The sequence below is a fragment of the Flaviramulus aquimarinus genome (assembly GCF_039543205.1).
Lineage (GTDB): Bacteria > Bacteroidota > Bacteroidia > Flavobacteriales > Flavobacteriaceae > Flaviramulus_B > Flaviramulus_B aquimarinus.
Window position 1 is genome coordinate 138,791 of record NZ_BAABJH010000005.1, and the last position, 16,357, is coordinate 155,147.

20 protein-coding genes are annotated in these 16,357 nt (G+C 30.3%); 10 read left to right on the top strand and 10 right to left on the bottom strand.

The features are described 5' to 3' along the window. Position 1: 1 nt before the first annotated feature. The 4 genes from ABD941_RS11310 to ABD941_RS11325 are packed head-to-tail and all read right to left on the bottom strand — an operon-like array spanning position 2 to position 3,257. Complete coding sequence (locus ABD941_RS11310; protein ID WP_345274249.1) at positions 2 to 562, bottom strand: L-threonylcarbamoyladenylate synthase; 561 nt, start codon at positions 560 to 562, stop codon at positions 2 to 4. Between the two features lie 7 nt (positions 563 to 569). After that, entirely contained in the window at positions 570 to 1,214 is a 645-nt protein-coding gene (locus ABD941_RS11315; protein WP_345274250.1) for a class I SAM-dependent methyltransferase, read from the bottom strand. A 3-nt stretch (positions 1,215 to 1,217) separates the two neighbouring features. Beyond that, entirely contained in the window at positions 1,218 to 2,330 is a 1,113-nt protein-coding gene (locus ABD941_RS11320) for a glycosyltransferase family 4 protein (RefSeq protein WP_345274251.1), read from the bottom strand. After that, positions 2,331 to 3,257, bottom strand: coding sequence for a glycosyltransferase family 2 protein (locus tag ABD941_RS11325; protein WP_345274252.1), 927 nt, complete (start codon positions 3,255 to 3,257; stop codon positions 2,331 to 2,333). A 197-nt stretch (positions 3,258 to 3,454) separates the two neighbouring features. On the opposite strand from ABD941_RS11325, the gene ABD941_RS11330 reads away from it, so the two are divergent. After that, entirely contained in the window at positions 3,455 to 4,498 is a 1,044-nt protein-coding gene (locus tag ABD941_RS11330; protein ID WP_345274253.1) for a glycosyltransferase family 4 protein, read from the top strand. A 9-nt stretch (positions 4,499 to 4,507) separates the two neighbouring features. Next, positions 4,508 to 5,275 carry a lipopolysaccharide kinase InaA family protein gene (locus tag ABD941_RS11335; RefSeq protein WP_345274254.1) on the top strand — a complete coding sequence of 256 codons (768 nt, stop codon included), beginning with the start codon at positions 4,508 to 4,510 and terminating at the stop codon, positions 5,273 to 5,275. Here ABD941_RS11335 and ABD941_RS11340 read toward each other — a convergent pair. Beyond that, on the bottom strand, positions 5,272 to 6,033 hold the full coding sequence (locus tag ABD941_RS11340; RefSeq protein WP_345274255.1) for a glycosyltransferase family 2 protein: 762 nt from the start codon (positions 6,031 to 6,033) through the stop codon (positions 5,272 to 5,274). The two genes, ABD941_RS11335 and ABD941_RS11340, sit on opposite strands and share 4 nt — an antisense overlap. Before the next feature lie 41 nt (positions 6,034 to 6,074). Between ABD941_RS11340 and ABD941_RS11345 the strand changes: the two genes are divergently transcribed. Beyond that, on the top strand, positions 6,075 to 6,899 hold the full coding sequence (locus tag ABD941_RS11345; RefSeq protein WP_345274256.1) for a glycosyltransferase family 2 protein: 825 nt from the start codon (positions 6,075 to 6,077) through the stop codon (positions 6,897 to 6,899). Here the strand turns inward: ABD941_RS11345 and glf are convergent. Continuing rightward, positions 6,896 to 7,999: a UDP-galactopyranose mutase gene (gene glf, locus ABD941_RS11350; RefSeq protein WP_345274257.1), complete on the bottom strand. Its 1,104-nt coding sequence runs from the start codon at positions 7,997 to 7,999 to the stop codon at positions 6,896 to 6,898. The genes ABD941_RS11345 and glf overlap by 4 nt on opposite strands. Positions 8,000 to 8,054: 55 nt before the next feature. On the opposite strand from glf, the gene ABD941_RS11355 reads away from it, so the two are divergent. After that, positions 8,055 to 9,098, top strand: coding sequence for a glycosyltransferase (locus ABD941_RS11355; RefSeq protein ID WP_345274258.1), 1,044 nt, complete (start codon positions 8,055 to 8,057; stop codon positions 9,096 to 9,098). Here the strand turns inward: ABD941_RS11355 and ABD941_RS11360 are convergent. Both ABD941_RS11360 and ABD941_RS11365 read right to left on the bottom strand, forming a co-directional pair. Further along, complete coding sequence (locus ABD941_RS11360) at positions 9,095 to 10,141, bottom strand: glycosyltransferase family 9 protein (RefSeq protein ID WP_345274259.1); 1,047 nt, start codon at positions 10,139 to 10,141, stop codon at positions 9,095 to 9,097. The genes ABD941_RS11355 and ABD941_RS11360 overlap by 4 nt on opposite strands. Positions 10,142 to 10,220: 79 nt before the next feature. After that, positions 10,221 to 11,036: a 2,3,4,5-tetrahydropyridine-2,6-dicarboxylate N-succinyltransferase gene (locus tag ABD941_RS11365; protein WP_345274287.1), complete on the bottom strand. Its 816-nt coding sequence runs from the start codon at positions 11,034 to 11,036 to the stop codon at positions 10,221 to 10,223. A 326-nt stretch (positions 11,037 to 11,362) separates the two neighbouring features. Here ABD941_RS11365 and ABD941_RS11370 point away from each other — a divergent pair, with 326 nt between their 5' ends. The 6 genes from ABD941_RS11370 to ABD941_RS11395 all read left to right on the top strand — a co-directional run bounded on the left by ABD941_RS11370 (position 11,363) and on the right by ABD941_RS11395 (position 15,073). Continuing rightward, positions 11,363 to 11,674, top strand: a complete 312-nt coding sequence (locus ABD941_RS11370; RefSeq protein WP_345274260.1) for a hypothetical protein — start codon at positions 11,363 to 11,365, stop codon at positions 11,672 to 11,674. A 104-nt stretch (positions 11,675 to 11,778) separates the two neighbouring features. Continuing rightward, the gene (gene ruvX, locus ABD941_RS11375) at positions 11,779 to 12,189 is read left to right on the top strand and encodes a Holliday junction resolvase RuvX (RefSeq protein ID WP_345274261.1); all 411 of its coding nucleotides are present in this window, start codon (positions 11,779 to 11,781) and stop codon (positions 12,187 to 12,189) included. Positions 12,190 to 12,271: 82 nt separating this feature from the next. Then, positions 12,272 to 12,862 (top strand): peptide deformylase, encoded by a 591-nt coding sequence (def, locus tag ABD941_RS11380; protein ID WP_345274262.1) that lies wholly within the window; start codon positions 12,272 to 12,274, stop codon positions 12,860 to 12,862. Between the two features lie 54 nt (positions 12,863 to 12,916). Continuing rightward, a complete protein-coding gene (locus ABD941_RS11385; RefSeq protein WP_345274263.1) occupies positions 12,917 to 13,348 on the top strand; it encodes a DUF5606 family protein in 432 nt (143 codons plus the stop codon). Between the two features lie 114 nt (positions 13,349 to 13,462). Beyond that, positions 13,463 to 14,134 carry a Crp/Fnr family transcriptional regulator gene (locus ABD941_RS11390; RefSeq protein ID WP_345274264.1) on the top strand — a complete coding sequence of 224 codons (672 nt, stop codon included), beginning with the start codon at positions 13,463 to 13,465 and terminating at the stop codon, positions 14,132 to 14,134. Between the two features lie 75 nt (positions 14,135 to 14,209). After that, positions 14,210 to 15,073: an anti-sigma factor gene (locus tag ABD941_RS11395; protein WP_345274265.1), complete on the top strand. Its 864-nt coding sequence runs from the start codon at positions 14,210 to 14,212 to the stop codon at positions 15,071 to 15,073. A 133-nt stretch (positions 15,074 to 15,206) separates the two neighbouring features. Here the strand turns inward: ABD941_RS11395 and ABD941_RS11400 are convergent, their stop codons facing one another. Together ABD941_RS11400 and ABD941_RS11405 are read right to left on the bottom strand one after the other, a co-directional pair. After that, the gene (locus ABD941_RS11400) at positions 15,207 to 15,899 is read right to left on the bottom strand and encodes a lycopene cyclase domain-containing protein (RefSeq protein ID WP_345274266.1); all 693 of its coding nucleotides are present in this window, start codon (positions 15,897 to 15,899) and stop codon (positions 15,207 to 15,209) included. 7 nt (positions 15,900 to 15,906) lie between these two features. Beyond that, a complete protein-coding gene (locus ABD941_RS11405) occupies positions 15,907 to 16,356 on the bottom strand; it encodes a sterol desaturase family protein (RefSeq protein WP_345274267.1) in 450 nt (149 codons plus the stop codon). Between the last annotated feature and the right edge of the window lies 1 nt (position 16,357).

Genomic DNA, 16,357 nt, shown 5'->3' on the forward strand with positions numbered 1-16,357 from the left:
TTTATTTACGGATAATCTTAACGATACCAGAATTGCTTAACTTAATAATTGATGATGGTTTATCACAGATTTTTTCGCGTTGCAAATTTACAACATAGTCCACACCTTTTAAAATGACTGGGTCTATTTCTTTAAATGATTTAGCGGTTGGTTGTCCGCTTATATTTGCAGATGTAGATACAATGGCACCATTAAATTTTCTTGTTAATTGATAGCAAAAGTCATCATCAGGTATTCTAATAGCAATAGTTCCGTCTTCAGCAATTAAATTAGGTGCTAAATTTTGAGCATTGTCATAAATTATTGTTGTGGGTTTATCGCTAATTTCAATGATGTCTAAAGCAGCTTCGGGAACAGTCTTAATATATCTTTTGAGCATTCTATCATCAGCTACTAAACAGATTAATGCTTTGGAGTCTACTCTTTGTTTTAATGCATATACTTTTTTTACTGCTTCTGGATTTGAAGCATCGCAACCAATACCCCAAACGGTATCTGTTGGGTAGAGGATGAGTCCGCCATTTTTTATAGTTTGTACTGTTTCTTTTATTTGATTTTGCATGGTTTTTCTAAAGCACTGAAACAACAGTAGCAAATTGTGGATATTTTATATCTGTAGCAGTAAATAACATAGGGATATTGTAGAGAATAGGTTTTAGGGATCTACTACCATTAATCCCTTCGTGAGTAATGATTTTATATCCTAAGTTTTCGTACATCGTTTTAATACTTTTTTTAGTAAAAAAACGTAAATGTGTTCTGTCTAATACGCCATAGGCTTCATATTCAAATTTCTTTTTAAATATAAGAGGTATTAATACATTATGATATCTAATATTTGGTATAGAACTTATGATAATTCCTCCTTTGTTAAGTTTTGATTTTATTTTTTTCAAAACGGTATAGGGGTCTGTAAGATGCTCCAGTACATCATTAAAATAAATGACATCAAAATAATTATCGGGTAATAATTCAATATTTTCTTCGCATGGACCATCGAATACTTTAAAAAGTTCTTTTCTTGCAATTTCGGCTTCTTCTTTCATAAGTTCAATGCCCCATACTTCAGCATTATTCATTCTTTTTAAGTTCGTAGCAAAAATACCGTTTCCACAACCTACATCTAATATTTTTTTTGCAGATTTAGGAAGATAAATAAGCATTTCTTCTCTATCATCATTATAATAACCGTCTGGTTTATTTTCGTAATCCATGTGTTAGTTTTTTTTAAGAATTGATTTATAAACCTCTAACGTTTTTTTTGCCATAATTTCTGAAGAGAAAAAGGTTGTTATTTGTTTAAATGATTTTTCGGTAAAACGATTGTATAGTGTTTTGTTGGAATTTAAAGTGATTATATTTTTGGATAATTCTTTTACATCATTAATGTTAGATATAAAACCATTTTCTTCATTTTTTATAATTTCTGGAATTCCACCAGGGTTTGTAGATACTACAGGAACTTTAAAATAAAAAGCTTCGTTTATAACTTGAGGCAAACCTTCAGATTGCGATGTTAGTAGAAAGATATCAAACTGAGGAATAAAATTAGAAGCACTATCAATAAAGCCTGTAAAAGTAATATACTCTTCAAGATTGTATTCTTTAATTTTATCTAAATACATTTGAGTTCTTTCGGTAAAGTTTCCTATTTGCACAAAATGAAAAGATGTGTTCTTTTTTATGTTTACAATTTCATTTATCACATCAATAAAAGTAAATAAATTTTTTGCTCTTATATGATTGCCAATATTGCCAATAACCACTTTGTTATTGGGGATGTTAAACTTTTCTTTTAAAAAAAAATCTGTTTTTCGACTTTTATTACTAAACCTAATACCATTATAAATAGTTGTAATTTTTGATGTATCCGCAATGCTTTTTGAAGCCACTAATTCAACAGCTTTAGACACACAGATATATTTTTGTATTTTTTTATAATTGTACTTAAAAAGTGTTGATTTTCTATCTTTTATAGGGAAAGATGTTTTCTTAGCATAAATAAATAACGGAAGTTTCCTGTAAATACGATCGGCTATAACACAGAGGGTTAAGGCTGTTGGGTCGTGTATATGAATTAAATCGATTTTTTTAGAATAACACGTTTTAATGAGCTTAAATATAAATCGAGGATCAATTTTAAGATCTAACGGTGCTGCTATAATACTGTAATTTTCTTTTGTTAATCTTTTATGAAAGTCTGCACCTTTTACACAAAAAATATGTTGAGATACTTCTGGGTTGGATTTATCAATTTCATAATACAAATTTTCCAAGTGATTTTCACCGCCTCCCCAATTTGTAACACCCGAAACATGTAAAATAGTCATTTACTTTTCTAATATTTTTTGTGAATGTTTTAGAGATTTACTTAGTGAAGCTCCTTGAAATAATAATAAGTTTATAAAAGTAAATTTTTTTGGCTTTATTATAGATTTAAGAAAATATTGTATAATCATGATTGTTTTTAAAACTAAATAACTTAAATAAGAAGAATTCTTTTTAAGTACATATAATAAAGATAGTTTTAGTTCTTTTTTTATATTAATATTTTTTGACGTACTTTTTCCTCTAAAGTGAATGTATTGTGCACTAGGTACTAAATAACACGCATGTCTATCCTTTAATTTACTTATTCTATATGCTAAATCAGTTTCTTCGTAATACAGAAATATGTTCGTATCAAAACCTCCAACAGCATTAAAAGCATTTGCTTCTGCAAAAAGAAAAGATCCTGGTATACAGTTCACTTTTATCGGATCATGATATTTTCTGTTCCTTTTAGGGTATTCTTTAGGGTTGAGTTTTTCAAGTACTTTTCTGCCAAATAATTCACGCTTTAATGTTAAAAAATGATCGAACGATTTTAAAACATTATCATCTTCATCAAACCCTTGTGGAGAACAAAGAGCTATATTGTTGTTGTGTTCTAGAAATTCTGAAAGTATAGATAAACAGTCGTTTTTAACCAAAGTATCATTATTCACAAAAGCATAGTATTTTGCATCTGCAAATTGTACGCCCAGCATGTTTCCACCACCAAATCCTGTATTTATTTTACTTCTAAAAAGTGTTAAATGGTCTATGTCTTGAAGCTCTTTTTTTAGTATGAGATAATCATCGTATTTTGAAGCGTTATCGACAATAATGATTTGATAATTAAGTTCTTTTGAAGTGTTGTCAATAAGAGATTTAACGGCATTAATTGTGAAATCTGAAGAGTTATAATTTATTAAAATTACAGCTATTTGATACATAGTTACAGTGGGTTAGCAAACAAAAATAGAAAAGATTTTTATATTACGTCTATAACATTAAAGTATTTATACTTCTATTTTCTTAATCGTGTTTTCATACATTTGCAATTCAAAATATGTATTACCCTATTTATTTATACTTTAAAAATATGAAAGCGTAATCTTAGGTGTTTAATGCCTTATAATTAAAAGTAAATATGCACAACTTAGGAGAAAACCTTTATTTTATAATATGCCATAAATGGAAATATCTTTGGGCTATATTTTGCTCGAAATTTTATTCTTCTAAAACGTCTAAAACGTCTAAAACGTCTAAAACGTCTAAAGCTGTTGAAAGCTTAGTATATGTTGCAAGAGAAAAAGATAAGGATTGGATTTTTGGAGCAAAAGTTAGACGTCTATCAAAGTTTTCTGGTTTAAATGCTAAAACTCATTTTCATAATAAATTACGGAATTTACCAGAAGCCGATGGGTATTTTTATATTTATCAAAACTATTTTTGTCGCTGTATTCGTAGTACTCCAAGTATTTTACGAAAAAGAAATGTAGTGATGTTTACACATCCAAATTGGTCTGATAAATACTCTAAAGTGCATGTGGTTTGGTGCCTCAATAAAGCAGATGTCATTATATGTTTAAACTCCGAAATTAAATCTTCTTTAATTAAAATGGGGGTAAAACCTAATTTGCTTAAAGTTTTACATATTGGAACATCTTCAACGTTTTTTTATGACCATGATAGATCAAATGGCGCTGTAGGTTTTTGTTCTAGTTTTCATGTGCGTAAGAATCCAGATTTAATTTTGGATATCGTTAAGAATTTACCAGACCGAGCCTTTTATTTAATAGGAAGGAATTGGGAACTTTATGAGAATTTTGAAGACTTAGTGCGATTACCAAATTTCACATATTATAATAATGTACCTTACGAAACTTATCCAGAATTGTATAGTAAAATAGATGTTTTTGTTTCACCTTCTTTATTAGAAGGAGGGCCAGTGCCGGTATTAGAAGCGATGATGTCTAATTGTGTTCCAGTAGTTTCAAAAACAGGTTTTTGTACAGATTTAATTAACCATGGTGAAAATGGTTTTTTATTTGATGTAGATGCCACGTATTTGGATGTTATTCCTTTAATAGAAAAGGCGTATACCTTGAAAACCAATATTAGAAAAACAGTTTTGCCATATACTTGGGAAAATTGTTCAAAAACTATAGATGGCTATTTTTTAAATTCATAATTCTTTATTTTGAATAAAAAGCAACACATACAACAAGCGTTTAAAAACCAAGTAGGTTTATTGGATGATTTTATTTTAAATTTCGATTCTAAAGGAATTCCATTTGGTAATCAAGATAGAAATTCATTAAAATTATTTGAATTAAACAATAAAACAATAAATGTTAAGTCGTTTAAAGTTCCAAATATAGTTAATCAAATAGCGTATCGGTTTTTTAGAAAAAGTAAGGCGCAGCGTTCTTTTGAGTATGCTAATAAGCTTGTAGAATTAAATATAGGAACACCTAAACCTATTGCTTATTATGAATTTACCACACCTTTTTTATTTAAGAAAAGTTATTATATAAGTGAGCAAATACAGGACGATTTAACTTATAGAGAATTAACCACAGATTTAAGTTACCCTAACCATGAAGCTATACTGAGGGCGTTTACAAGGTTTACCTATCAGTTGCATGAAAAAGGGGTTCATTTTTTAGACCATTCTCCGGGAAATACCTTAATTCAAATTAATAATGGTCATTATAAATTTTATTTGGTGGATTTAAACCGAATGGAATTTAAACCTTTGGATTTTGAAACACGAATCAAAAACTTTTCAAGACTAACCATTCATAAGTCAATGATAGAAGTAATGAGTAGCGAATATGCAAAATGTTCTGGAGAACATTATGATACTATTTTTGATTTAATGTGGCAAGAAACCGAAAACTTTCAAGAGAAATACCATCGTAAACGCAGACTAAAAAAGAAATTGAAATTTTGGAAAAAGGGTTAACCTTTCTGTTTTATTAATTCGCGCAATTTGGTGTATTTTAAAAACGTAATGTTTGCAGTTTGTACACAAATTACAAACCCGTTTAAACCATCAAGAAAGCCTAATCGAATAAAATAGGCTTTAAAGAATGCCCAGGTTGGGTTGACTACTATTTTCCAAAAAGGCGCCGTTTTTCCTAAATCATAATATGCTTTAGCTGAAATGCTTGAAAAATGTTCTGTCTTTAAATTAAACTCGGAATATGTTTGGTAGGTCCAATGCAAAATATCACCTTTTAGGTGGCTGGTTTTTTCTTTTGGATTATTTAAAACAACATTGTCATGAGGATTTATACCTTTCCATTCAGATTTACGCCTGTCAAAAACCCGTAATTTTTTATTGGGATACCAATCAGAATATTTAATCCACTGGCCACAAAAATTATTAAACCTGTTGCAGTAATAGCCATTAAAATTCCAATTAGCCTTTAATTCGTTAATAGATTTTTGAAGAGTTTCAGAAAGCGCTTCGTCACCATCTAGAGAAACAATATAATCATGAGATGCTTGAGTAAGCGCAAAGTTTTTTTGTTCAATGTAACCTAAAAACTCTTGTTCTATAAACTTTACATTGTATTTAGCACAAATAGACTTTGTATTGTCGGTTGAAAAAGAATCGACAACCACAATTTCATCAACAACTGAAATTAAAGACTGCAAGCAATTTTCAATATTTCGTGATTCATTATAGGTAATAATAACTCCAGATACTTTAATCATATTCTATGTATGGTTTGTCAAAAATAACTATTTTTGTTACAATGAGCACATTCGATTTGTCAGTAATTATAAGTACTTATAACCAACCTAAATGGTTAGAAAAAGTACTTTGGGGTTATGAATTTCAAACAGAAATTAATTTTGAAATCATTATTGCTGATGATGGTTCTACTATTGAAACTAAAAAGGTTGTGGATAATTTTATAGCTTCCACATCAATGACCATTATGCATATTTGGCAAGAAGACAATGGGTTTCAAAAAACAAAGATTTTAAATAAAGCGATTAAAAAGGCTTCATCCAGTTATTTAATTTTTACTGATGGAGATTGTATCCCTAGACATGATTTTGTCGAAACGCATTTAAGATTAAAAAAAGACAATTGTTTTTTATCAGGAGGGTATTTTAAATTACCTAGTATAACTTCTAATACCATAACAAGAGCAAATATAGAGCACCAAGAGTGTTTTAAATTGAAATGGTTACTTGAAAACGGAGTTAAAAAGTCATTTAAAACTAATAAAATAACAGCTAAAGGCTTTAAAACTTGGTTTTTAAATGCGTTTACACCAACCAAAGCTACATTTGATGGCATGAACGTTTCTGGTTGGAAACAAGATATTTTAGATGTTAATGGTTTTGATGAACGTATGCAATATGGTGGCGAGGATAGAGAGTTAGGCAAGCGTTTAATGAATAAAGGCATAACGTTTAAACAAGTTCGGTATAGTGCCATTTGTTTACACTTGTATCACGAAAGACCCTATAAAAATGAAGAAGCGTTACAGTTTAATAGTTCAATAAGAAAACTCACAAAAAAAAATAAGTTGGTTTATACTGATTTTGGTATAAACCAATCCAATTAATTTAATTCTTTTTTAACTTTTTGTAAAGCAGAAGCAATTATTTGATGCATGTCATAATACTTATACTCGGCTAGTCTGCCTCCAAAAATGGTATTAGATTCTTTTGAAGTTAGTGCTTTATACTGTTGGTATTTATTTTGATTATCATCATTATTAATAGGGTAGTAGGCTTCTTTTTCTTTTGTCCATTGCTCCGGGAATTCTTTTGTTATAATCGTGTGTTTTTGTTTGCCAAATTCAAAATGCTTATGTTCTATAATACGTGTATAAGGAACATGATCATCATTATAATTTACCACAGCATTTCCTTGATGGTTTTCTTTTTCTAATCTTGTGTTTTCAAACCTAAGGGATCGGTATTCTAGATTTCCATATTTATAATCATAGAATTCATCAATTTTACCTGTGAATACTATTTTTTCTGAAAGTGCACTTAGGGCTACTTTATCCTTAAAAAAATCAATATTTGTTTTTACCTCTATACCTTTTAATAAACCTTCAATTATTTTATTATAACCACCAATTGGAATGCCTTGATATTTATCATTAAAATAATTGTTGTCAAATGTATAACGTACTGGTAATCGTTTAATAATAAAAGCAGGAAGCTCAGTTGCTTTTTTACCCCATTGCTTTTCAGTATATTCTTTTATAAGGGTTTCATAAACATCTTTCCCAATTAAAGATAAAGCCTGTTCTTCAAGATTTTTAGGGTTTTTATAGCCATATTCATTTATTTGGTTTTCAATAATAGATTTAGCTTCTTCTGGTGTTTTTGTTCCCCATAATTGATAAAAAGTATTCATATTAAAAGGTAAATTGTATAATTTACCTTTAGAGATTGAAACAGGTGAATTTACATAATTGTTGAATTCAGCAAACTGGTTTACATAATCCCAGATTGTCTTGTCATTAGTATGAAATATATGAGCGCCATATTTATGAACATTAATACCATCCACGTTTTCACAATATACATTTCCACCTGCATGAGCTCTTTTATCAATGACCAAACATTTTTTCCCAGCTTTAGTTGCTTCATGAGCAAAAACGCTTCCAAATAATCCTGCACCAACAATTAAATAATCATATTTTTGCATACTTTTATATTTTTAACAAAACTAGGATTAAATTTCCTAAAAACTTTTCAACCTGATGTATTATATTTCTAGAAACTATAAATCATTGTTCAATGCTGCAGGAAAGGCTAAAACAGATTGTGAACATACACTCAGAAATATAGGATTTAAGAATTTAGGTTTTAAACAATCTTCAATACCTAATTCAGCTATTGGTACGATTAAGAATTTCTTTGGAATTTCTATAGCTTTATTAAGGTTGCCTTTTAAGGCTGTAATATGTACACAATATCCTAATAATAAGTTTAGAAAGCTTATCATGTTTTTTGCAAAGCTAAAACGATGCAAAATTATTACCATTGTACATGATGTTAGGGTTTTAAAAGGGAGGGTTAAAGACATTAATAAAGAATTATCCAAAATTATAAATTCTGATGTTATTATTGTTCATAATACCTCTATGAAACAATGGTTTTTAGATCAAGGCACTAAAATACCGATAGTGGTTTTGGGTATTTTTGATTATGTATCAAAAGAAAAACCTATTCAAAATAAAGCAACGGTTGAAAAAGAAAAATATAATATTGCTTATGCTGGTGGCTTTGGTGATGGTAAAAACGCATATATTTTTGATTTTGATATCTTAGAAAACAATAGGTATAATTTAAAACTTTATGGTGTTGGTTTTGATCCTAATAAACGAAAAGTAAGTGAGGAGAAATCTGTTATTTATTACCAAGGCGCTTTTCCGTCTGATCAAATAGCTTATAAAATTGAAGCGGATTTTGGATTGGTTTGGGATGGCATTTCAACCAAATCATGTAGCGGAGATTTAGGAGCATACTTAAAATATAACAACCCTCATAAAACCTCACTATACCTTGTGTGCGGACTTCCAGTAATAGTATGGGATAAAGCTGCAATAGCCACCTTTATTGTTGAAAACAATCTTGGAATAGCTGTTTCTAATTTAGCAGATTTGAATAAAATCATGGAAAATTTAACAGAAGCAGACTATAAAACTATGAAGCATAACGTCCAAAAGGTTCAAGAAAAAGTAATGAAAGGTCAATTTGTTGAGGAGGCTGTAAATAAAGCTATAGAAACTTTAAACGTCTAGTTTTGTAAAAAAGACTTTAATTTATCAAAAAATAGCTCAGGATTAAATTTATGGTATAAAGCAAAAGTTTCTTTTTTGAGTTTCTTTTCTGGCTTTGTGTACAATTCTGGTTTAAAGTCTTTTAAATGTACACTAATGTTGTTGCTGTCTTCAAAAAGACCCCAAGTGGCTTTATCTATCCATGGAGAAAATATTGTAAATGTTTTTATATCCAAGGCTTTAGCCATATTTACGGCACCACCTTCATTTCCAATTAATGCATCACAATGGTAAGTGATTGCTAAAAAATCTCTTAAACTTTTACCAAAGACATTAAAAAAAATGTGGGTTTTAGTATGGTCTTCACATAAATTAAAAATTTCCTTAGCTTGTGTTTCTTGTTTTGGTATATAATTAAATAGAATTTGTCCTTGTGTTTGTTGGGCTATTATATCAATGGCTTTAGCCATATAAGGTGCAGGGTAGGTTTTGTTATCACCACTACCAAGTACACTTATCATATACAGTGGCTTTTTTAAATCGATATGGTATTTTTCTAAAAAACGCTTGCTGTTAGCAATTTCATGTTTAGTTAAATAGATTTTTGGTTTAATAGATTTGGATTCAATATTTAAGGGACTTAATAATTGCATTCTATTAGCAATAGCTAAACCAGCTTTTTGATCTGTGCTTTTTTGTCTTTTTATATTATAATTATAAAATAGCGTTGTGTAGTACTTGTGGTATGAAATTCTAGTTTTTGCTTGCGACACAACGCTTATAAAATTACTAGATAGCTTTGAGTACACATCAATTACGATATCATAGTTTTTATGTTTTACAGATTTGGCGAGTTTAAAAAAAGCGTTTTTACTGGTTTCCTCTTTTTTAGTGAAAAATATAAAATCATCTATAAAAGGATTGTTTTCTACAACAGGGTAGGTATGTGTGTTAATTAAGTAATCTAACTGAGCGTCAGGAAATTTTTGACGAAGTGCTTCAAACAATATACTGCTTGTTAACACATCGCCAATCATTTTCTGTTGTATTACTAAAATTTTCAAAATTAATAATTTTGATTTTTTTATGAGTTCTTACGTAAGAGTAAGAACTGCTTGCTGCCACTGAATACTGTAAACTCTTTTAAACTGCAACATCATGCTCACGAAGAGCATCATTAAGCGATGTTTTTTTATTGGTGCTTTCTTTACGTTTGCCTATAATTAATGCACAAGGTACGTTATAACTTCCAGAAGGAAATTCTTTAGCATAACTACCTGGTATAACTACAGAACGTGCAGGAACTCTACCTTTATATTGAACGGGTTCATCACCAGTAACATCAATAATTTTTGTGCTCATTGTTAATACAACACCAGCTCCTAAAACAGATTCGGTCTCTACACGAACTCCTTCAACCACGATACAACGCGAACCAATAAAAGCATTATCCTCGATAATTACTGGAGCGGCTTGTAAAGGTTCTAAAACGCCTCCAATACCAACACCACCTGATAAATGAACATTTTTACCAATTTGTGCACAGCTTCCAACTGTAGCCCAAGTGTCAACCATAGTGCCTTCATCTACATGAGCACCAATATTAACATAACTAGGCATTAATATCGTACCCGCAGAAATATAAGCACCATGTCTTGCAACAGCATGTGGTACCACACGTATGCCTTTTTCAGCATATCCTGTCTTTAATGGAATTTTATCATGAAATTCTAAAGGCCCACACTCGATAGTTTCCATCTTTTGGATAGGAAAGTATAAAACAACGGCTTTTTTCACCCATTCATTAACTTGCCAACCACCAGTAATAGGCTCTGCAACTCTTAATTTGCCCTTATCTAATAAATCTATTACATTTCTTATGGCAGAAGTTGTAGCTTCTTCTTTTAGTAGGTCTCTATTATCCCAAGCTCTCTCTATGATTTGTTGTAATTCAGTCATTGATATATAATTTTCAGCAAATATAATGGGTATCATTTAAAAAGGGTATGAAATAGCCATAATAATAAATGGGTTTATCTAATAAATCTTCAATTTTATTAGCGGTTTTTCATAGAATGAAATATGCATTTTATCTTTTTACCTAATAGCGTATAGGACAAAATACACAAAAAAGGGTATTTGAGCGATTAAAAATGTATTTCAACTATTCATCGATAAAAATATTACACTCCTCTTATAATCGAAAATACAAGGCATATAACTAATTTTTTGTGCATTAGTATTGATGTGGATATATATTTGAACCATCAAACAATGATAAACAGATGAAAATAAATATTTACATATTATTAATTTTAACACTTTCTTTCTCTTTAGGAAATGCTCAAAGTACTGAGGCAGCTTTAGAAGTTAAAACTAGTAATAGTGTTTCTGTTTCTAATGAAGATGTAAATACAGTTGTTGTAACTGAAATTAATACAGTAAAAGAAAACGATTCATTACTAATTGATGCTGAAACATTAAAAGGATCTATAGCACGCACTGCTAGTGATATTAGAATTTACTTAAACCGTAAAAGAAAAGTTAGTAATATTAAATTATTATTTCCAAAAATAAATAAAGCGATAAAGGCTTAAACAATAATGTTCAAATATTAATAATAAGGTTATTTCTATTTATAAAGGCTGTCTGAAAAGATAGCCTTTCTTGTTTTTATGTCTATTTTTGCAAAAAAGATACTATGTCACGAATTTTAGCAATAGATTATGGCACTAAAAGAACAGGAATAGCTGTAACAGATGAGTTACAAATTATAGCTTCTGGATTGACCACAGTTAATACTAAAGACTTATTACAATTTCTAAAGGACTATATTAAAAATGAATCCGTAGAATTGTTTTTAGTAGGTGAACCTAAACAAATGGATAATTCAGCTTCAGAGAGCGAAGTGCATATTTTACCTTTTATTACGACATTAGAAAAAGTATTCCCAAAAATTCCTATTCAAAGAGTGGATGAGCGCTTTACATCTAAAATGGCGTTCCAAACGATGATTGATAGTGGCTTAAAAAAGAATCAAAGAAAAAACAAGGCACTTATAGACGAGATTAGTGCAACTCTTATTTTACAAAGCTATTTATATTCTAAATAAATGATGCTTTAAAAGAATAATTTATAAATACGATCAATAAATTATAAGTTAGTATTTTTGCAATTCCTAACAAAACATATAGATGATTTTACCAATTGTAGCTTACGGAGACCCAGTTTTAAAAAAGAAAGCGAAAGATATTTCTAAAGATTATCATAATTTTGATGGTCTTTTAGAAGATATGTTTGAAACGATGTATAATGCTTTTGGAGTGGGTTTAGCAGCGCCACAAATAGGGTTGCCTATCCGAATGTTTTTAGTTGATACCACGCCTTTTTCTGAAGACGAAGGTTTAACCAAAGAAGAACAAGACACTTTAAAAGGTTTTAAACGTGTTTTTATAAATGCAAAAATAACAGATGAATCTGGTGACGAATGGGCTTTTAATGAAGGTTGCCTTAGTATTCCTGATATTAGAGAAGATGTTTTTAGAAAACCGAATATAACAATTGAGTATGTTGATGAAAACTTTAAACCTCATAAGGAAACTTTTGATGGTTTGATAGCCAGAGTTATACAGCATGAATATGATCATATTGAAGGCATTTTGTTTACCGATAAACTATCAAGTTTAAAAAAACGTTTAATAAAAGGAAGGCTAACAAATATTTCCAAAGGAAAGATAAATGTAGATTATAGAATGCGTTTCCCAGACCAAAAAAAGAAACGATAATATTTGCAAGACATCAATAAACATTTGATATTTGCCCCTTTCAAAAAGTAATTTATGAGTTTAGAAAAAGTATTATCAATATCAGGAAAACCAGGATTATACAAGTTAATAGCACAAACGCGTGGTGGTTTTGTTGCTGAGTCGTTGCTGGATAACAAACGCATATCTGTAAGTGTACAAAACAATATTAGTGTTTTAAGTGAAATTGCCATATACACACTAACAGAAGAAGTGCCTTTAAGCCGGGTGCTTAACAGTATTAAGGAAAAAGAAAATGGTGCACCTGCTAGTGTTAAGCCAAAAGATAGTAAGGATAAGTTAGAGGAATATTTCTTTGGTATTTTACCTGAATATGATGAAGATCGCGTGTACGCTAGTGATATCAAAAAGGTTATACAATGGTATAATATATTGCAGAAACATAATATGTTAGATACATTAGACTCTGATGATGGAGATAGTGAAGCTTCTAATGAAGAAGAATAAATAACATAAGACTATAAAAATGTAGCCTCTAATTCTAGAGGCTTTTTTTATGCTTTAAAAGTAAGTTATATTGTTTTTTTTCGACACTATAAGTCTAACAAAACAATAAACATAATGAAATCACTTTGGTTTTTTGACGATGTCAATCTTTTCAAGGTACTCTGCCCACACAAGTTTAAAGCTTATAAGTCAGATCATGATTTTGATGCCTATAAAAAGAAAGATTACATCTACTTTGAAGAAGATTCTGCAAACAAAGTATACCTTATAGAAAAAGGGAAAGTTAAAATTGGATATTATAGTGAAGAAGGTAACGAAGTTGTCAAAGCCATTTTAACACGAGGTGAGTTATTTGGAGAAACTGCTATTTTAGGAGAATCGGTACGAGAAGAATTTGCACAATCCATAGATAATAGCACAAGTATTTGCCCTATAGGCGTTGATACTATGCACGACTTAATGCGGGATAATCAAACCTTTAGTTTTAAAATATATAAAGTCATTGGCTTTAAATTAAAGAAATTGGAAAGACGTTTACAGTTATTGTTATTTAAAGATGCCAAAACACGCCTTATAGAGTTTTTGGATGAGTTATGCGCTGACTATGGGTATGATTGTGAAAAAACAGGCGATAAGGTTATTCAACACCCCTATACCCAAAAAGATATAGCTTCCTTAATTGGTACATCTAGACCAACATTAAATATTCTTTTAAATGAATTAAAAGAAGAACAAGTCATAGAATTTACTCGAAAAGAAATAAGAATTCATAAAAATATTGCCTAGTGTTAGATAGCTAACATTTTAAAATATTGTCATGATATACTTTTGAAGTATTAAAAAACTTTAAAAAAAAATACCATGATTAAGAAAATGTTTTTAGCAGTACTAGCAATAGGTTTTTTTGCTAGTTCTTGTAGTAATGACGATGATAACGGACAAGCAATAGCAAGTTTAACTTTAGACTTAAACGGTTTAGAAGCTTTAGGTGCCGATTTTGTTTATGAAGGTTGGATTATTGTAGATGGAGTACCTGTTTCAACAGGAACGTTTACCTCTGTTACATTTCCACAATCTTTTACAGTTGATGCAACACAATTAGCTAATGCTGTTAGATTTGTACTTTCTATTGAACCAGCAGTTGATCCAGATCCAGCGCCAGCGGATACCAAACTTTTAGTTGGAGATTTTTCTGGAAATACAGCTGATGTAAATTCAGCTATTGTTGGAGATTTCAGCAATGCATCCGGAGCTTTCTTTTTAAGATCGCCAACAGATGAAACTGGTATGAATAATGGAAATGATCATTATGGTGTTTGGTTTGGGACGCCTGGAATGCCACCAGCACCAAATTTTGTGTTACCAATGTTGCCAGCAGGGTGGACTTATGAAGGTTGGGTAGTTGGTGAAACAGGGCCAATTACAACAGGAACCTTTACAGCTTTTGATGCCCGTGATAGTTTTGATGACTTTAGTGAAACAGCACAACCAGGACCACCAGTGCCCGGAGAAGATTTTTTCATAAATGCACCAGCAGGGGAAACATTTCCTTTAGATGTTAGAGGACGTACCGTTGTTGTATCTGTAGAGCCTGTTCCAGATGATTCACCAGCACCTTTTGTTATGAAACCTTTAGTAGGGGTGTCAGGACAAGAAACAGCACCTACAACGCATGACTTCGGACAAAATCTAGGGTCTTTACCTTGGGGTGAAGTTACTAGATAATGTATAAGACTATTTTTGTTAGATTTAAGGCATGGTTTCCATATTGGGACTGTGCCTTATATGTTTATAGTTAATTGATAAATCTGGAACGGCCTACAGGAATAGTAAAATCGTTATTAGTACTATTGATAATTTATTGAGGTAGTTTTTTTGTTTCTAACAAATTCATAATAAATAAATTTAAAAGAATAAGGGAAAAGGCATATACTGTATCTTCAATAGGAATAGTAAATAACCTAATATTTAAATTTTCTAAATTATTATACCAAACCACTTCATTTTCAATAAAGCTTCCTGTTAATACACCATTCACAATAAAAAAAGGAATTAGCATCACTAAAAAAGTGATGTAGAAATTCGCTAATAACTCAATACTATTATTTATAGCAATAGTGATTAATAATGCCCCTAACGAGAAATTTATAAAACTGTACCATTTATTATAGTTACTGAATGCAAGTATGGTCAATATGACAATAAATAAATAGCTTAATGTTTTTGTTGTTTTCATTGGTAATTTCAAATTAGGAAAATAATAAATTAGTGCATAATGCGTAAAAACGCAGGCATAAGGGATACATATAAAAAACAACCATTCTTCAATAGGTAGAAAAAATAGTTTAGTTCCTAAAAAATAATCCTCATTAAAACCCCAAATACCTTGTTGTGTAAAAACAATATCCCAAGGAATAAAAATCAACATACTAATTATTATCCCTATAAATAATGGTTTCCATAGTTTGTAGAACTTTAATTTAGGATGAAAACTGAAAATAAAAGGAACGGATAGCGATCCTAGGTTTAGCAACAGATATAAATAATTCATTGATCCGTTACTTTTTGAAGTATTTAAACGGAACAAATAACATCCCAAAGCATTCACCTTTGTCTTTGCCTAAATGTTTATGGTGTATTTTGTGTGCCCGCCTTACGCCTTTAGCATACCAATTGTTGGCGTTTCTAAACAATTTAAAGCGTTGGTGTATAAAAATATCGTGCACAATAAAATAGGATAAACCATAAGCGAAAATCCCTAAGCCAATAGGTAGTCCTTGCCAAAAGCTAGTGTTTTTCCATAGTAAAAAAAAGCCTATGCTAACTACTGCGTAAAAAATAAAAAAAGCATCATTACGTTCAAACCAACTATCGTGGTCTTTTTTATGATGGTCTTTATGTAAGCTCCATAAAAAACCATGCATGACATATTTATGTGTAAACCAAGCCATAAATTCCATAATACAATACGTGCCTAAAAAAACAAGTATCCAAAGTAAGGTGTCCATC